This window comes from Streptomyces panaciradicis, assembly GCF_023516615.1.
In the GTDB taxonomy this organism is placed as follows: Bacteria; Actinomycetota; Actinomycetes; order Streptomycetales; family Streptomycetaceae; genus Streptomyces; species Streptomyces panaciradicis.
Genome location: NZ_JAMGBF010000283.1, coordinates 1 through 3,990 on the forward strand (window position 1 = coordinate 1; position 3,990 = coordinate 3,990).

A 3,990-nucleotide genomic window follows, 5' to 3' on the forward strand; every position below is an offset into this window, starting at 1 on the left:
GCCCCGGCACCCGCATCGAGGTGTGGGTGTCGCGGTTGGAGTCGGCCGGCTTCGCGCCCGGCACCAGGGGCACCGCGCCGCGCCGCCGCACCGGCTCGCCGGACCGCACCGCCGCGGGCGCCTCCTCGGCCTCCTCCGCGGGCTCCACGTCCGGCTCGTCGACGTCCAGCGGCGGCATCCCGGCGATCAGCGGCAGCAGCTCGCGCAGCCGCGCGCCCAGCTCGGAGGCCCGCAGCCGGGAGGCCGGCGCCTTGGCCAGGCACTGGACGATCAGCTGCCACAGCTCGTCGGGGATGCCCGGCAGCGGGGCCACCGTCTCCGTGACATGGCGGCGCAGCACCGCGCCGGGGTGTCCGCCGCCGAACGGGGTGAAGCCGGCCAGCAGCTCGTACAGGACGGTCGCGAGGGCGTAGATGTCGACCGCGGCCCGGGGCGGCAGGCCCTCGACGATCTCCGGGGCCAGGTAGTCCGGCGTGCCGATGATCTTCGTGGCACGGGTCCGGCGGGGGGTGTCGATCAGCTTGGCCACGCCGAAGTCGGTCAGCAGGGCCGGGTGCGCGCCGCCCGGGCCCAGCGGGCCCTGCATGTCGAGGAGCACGTTCTCCGGCTTGACGTCGCGGTGCACGATCCCGGCGGCGTGGGCGGCCGCCAGCCCGTCCGCGACGTCGGCGACTATCGCGACCGCCGCCTCGGGCGCGAGCCGCCGCTCGCGGTCCAGGCGGGTGCGCAGATCGGTGCCGCGGACCAGGTCCATGACCAGTGCGAGGTCGTTGCCGTCCACGACCAGGTCGCGGACGGAGACGATGTGCGGGTGCTCCAGCCCGAGCAGGGCCGTGCGCTCCTGCACGAAGCGTCCGACGAGCTCCTGGTCGGAGGCGAGATCCTCGCGCAGCAACTTGATGGCGACGGGTCCTTCCGGTCCCTCGCCCAGCCACACCGTGCCGGCGCTGCCCCGCCCCAGGATCTGGTGCGCGGTGTAACGGCTGCCGATCTTCCGTCCCAAGACTGCTCCTACCGACGCGTGTGAGTCGCTGCTGCGTCATTCCGGGGGACGCCCCCCGGACCCCCGGCCGACAGACCAGGACTTCCAGCCGACAAAACTACGCGCCGGACGAGCCAACCTTCACCGCGGAGACGGAAATCACCCGCCGGATGTCGACAAGTCACCAAACTGGCGAGCCGTGGATCAGTTGCCGCCGGACTTGCTGCTCAGATCGCCGATCCAGCCGCTGACGTTGTCGTACAGGTGCTTGAGCTCGGAGAAGTAGCCCCGGCCCGTGCCGATCCAGTGCTGCAGCGGGGTGAGTTCCCAGACCAGCCACGCGGCGACGAACAGGATGACGACCATGAACAGACAGCCCTTGAGGCAGCCGAGGCCGGGAATCTTCATCCGGTTGGGGCTGGGCTGGCGGGGCTGCCGGGGCTCACGCACGGGCCGCTGCGGCTCGGGCGCGGGCGCGTACCGCTGAGGCTGGTGGTGCTGCGGCGGGGCGTACTGCTGGGGCTGCTGCTGCGGATAGCCGTACCCCTGCTGGCCGCGCTGCGGCGGCCGCTGCTGCTGGGGGCGGGGCTGCTGCTGCGGCCGGGCGACCTGGCGTTGCGGGCGCCGGCGCAGCGGGTCCTCGTTCGGGTCGAGGTACTGCACCTGGGTCTGCTCGTTGCGGTCGCGGGCGGCGCGCAGCTGGTTCTGCCACGGGTGCGGCTGCTCGGGCTGCTGCCCCGGCTGTCCCTGGGGCACCGGCGGCATGACCGCGGTCGGGTCGGCGGCCCCCGTGTTCGGGAGTACGGCGGTGGGGTCGGCGGCGCCGACGGGGCCCGGGCGGCCGGTGGTCGGCATGACGTTCGTCGCGGCGTTCGGGTCGAAGCCGCCCGCGGTGTGCGGGAGGACCTGCGTGGGGTCGGCGGAGCCGGGGACCGCGGCCGGGGCCGGGTCGGGGGCCAGCAGGACGGCGACGTTGTCCGCGGCGGCGATCTGCGCGGAGTTGGCGTGCACGCCGATGCCCTCGGCGACCACGCGCAGGGCGCGGGCGAGGTTCTCGGCGCTGGGTCGTTCGTCCGGGTTCTTGCGCAGGCAGCGCTCGATGACGGTCCACAGCGGGTCGGGGACCGTGGAGGGGCGGCGCGGCTCGGCGCTGAGGTGCTGGTGGAGGACTTCGAGCGCGGAGCCGCCGTTGAACGGCGGACGCCCGGTGACCAGCTCGTACAGCAGGATGCCGGCGCCGTAGATGTCGACGGCGGAGGTCTGCGGGCGGCCCTCGGCGGACTCCGGCGCCACGTACGCGGGCGTGCCGACGAACTCGTGGGTGCGGGTCAGCCCCGGGGAGTCGGCCAGACGGGCGATGCCGAAGTCGGTGAGCATCGGGTGCATCTGGCCGCCGTTCTGCGCGAGCAGCACGTTGGCCGGCTTCAGGTCGCGGTGGACGACGCCGTCGACGTGGCTGGCGGCGAGCGCGTCGGCGATCTGGGCGGTGAGCAGGGCGGCGCCGACGGGGCTGAAGGGGCCGTTCTCCCGCAGGTAGCGGTGCAGGTCGGGACCCTCGACGAGGTCCATGACGAGCGCCAGCAGATCGCCCTCCACCACCAGGTCGCGAACCCGGACGATGTTCGGGTGGGTCAGGCGCAGCAGGACGGAACGCTCTCTGAGGAACCGCATCACGATGTCGGCGTCGTTCGCGAGCTCCTCCTTGAGGACCTTGATCGCGACCGTCTCGCCGGGCTGACCGGGCACGGCCGCCTCGGCCCCCGCGGTCTCTCGCTGGCGGGCTCGCCAGACGGTGCCCGTGGCGCCGCGTCCGAGCGGCTCCTCGAGCAGGTACTTGCTGCCTACCGGCCGCACGTCATGCGCTCCCTGCTTGCTTGCCAGTGTTCCGGTCCACTCTAGTGCCGCCGCGCCGGGCGGCATCCTGTCCGCTTTCTGTGGCTCGCGCCGCGCGTCGGTCCCCGCGCCGTTCTGTGCGCCGTCTGTGCCTCTTACGTTCCGGTTCCCGTCCTTGTTCGAAGGAAAGGTGCTCGGTTCGAAGGAAAGACGCTCGCTCCGGTCGGCCGGTTGCCCGTGACCGGACGTGACCGATCTCAACTGATCGCCGACGCGCCGACGGTCAGGCACTTTTAGGGGCAGAGCTGACCAATCAAGATCACTTGGGACCGGGGCATGGGCGTGTTGTCGGTGGCAGGTGCGAGGATGCCTCCAGTACTGGCCGACGTGCTCGTGTGGGGTGGGGGGATTCCGCGCCGCCCGCGCAGAAGGGACCGCTGACGGCGATGCAGATCCGGCTGACCGTCGTAGACCCGCTGGGCCCGCCCGAGAAGGCGCGGGGCCGCGCAGCGAGCCGCGACGTGCTGGTCACGGCACCCGCCGGCACGGCCCTGGCCACGGTGGCCTCGGCACTGGCCTCCGCGGTCTCCGGTGACGCCGGCGCCGCTTCCGGAGGCGGCGCGGTCGTGCTGTACGCGGGCGCGCAGCGGCTCGACGACCAGCGGTGCACGCTGGGCGAGCCGCCCCTGATCGACGGCGCCGTACTGTCCCTGGGCGCCCCCGCCGAGCCGGAACCGCACCCCGAGCTCGACGACGCCCCGACCCAGCTGCACGTCGTCTCGGGCCCGGACGCGGGCGGCGTCCACCTGCTGCACGGCGGCGAGATCCGCATCGGCCGCTCCGCCGACGCCGACGTCCCGCTCGACGACCCGGACGTCTCCCGGCTGCACTGCGCGGTGACGGTGGCCGCCGACGGCCGCGTCTCGGTCGCCGACCTCGGCTCCACGAACGGCACCACCCTGGACGGCACCCGTCTGACCACCCGCCCGGTCCGCTTCACCCCGGGCGCCCTGCTGCGCGTCGGCGAGTCGGCCCTGCGCCTGTCCCCGGCCGGCGGCCCGGGGGCACGCATGCGGACGGTCGCCGACGGAGAGGGCTGCGTGCGGGTCCCCGCCGGGGGCGCGGCGGGGGAAGCCCCGCCCGGCACGAGTCCGGGCGCACCGGCCGCGTCGGCC

The 3,990-nt window shown here is 74.0% G+C and carries 3 protein-coding genes; 1 reads left to right on the top strand and 2 read right to left on the bottom strand.

The window, feature by feature from the left end; translation table 11 throughout:
- Both M8J74_RS43700 and M8J74_RS43705 read right to left on the bottom strand, forming a co-directional pair.
- Positions 1-1,003, bottom strand: a 1,003-nt coding sequence (locus M8J74_RS43700) for a serine/threonine-protein kinase (RefSeq protein ID WP_249841712.1), incomplete at its 3' end; no start/stop codon positions are given.
- A gap of 183 nt (positions 1,004-1,186) precedes the next feature.
- The gene (locus M8J74_RS43705; protein ID WP_249841713.1) at positions 1,187-2,836 is read right to left on the bottom strand and encodes a serine/threonine-protein kinase; all 1,650 of its coding nucleotides are present in this window, start codon (positions 2,834-2,836) and stop codon (positions 1,187-1,189) included.
- A 425-nt stretch (positions 2,837-3,261) separates the two neighbouring features.
- On the opposite strand from M8J74_RS43705, the gene M8J74_RS43710 reads away from it, so the two are divergent.
- Positions 3,262-3,990, top strand: a 729-nt coding sequence (locus M8J74_RS43710) for an FHA domain-containing protein (protein ID WP_249841714.1), incomplete at its 3' end; no start/stop codon positions are given.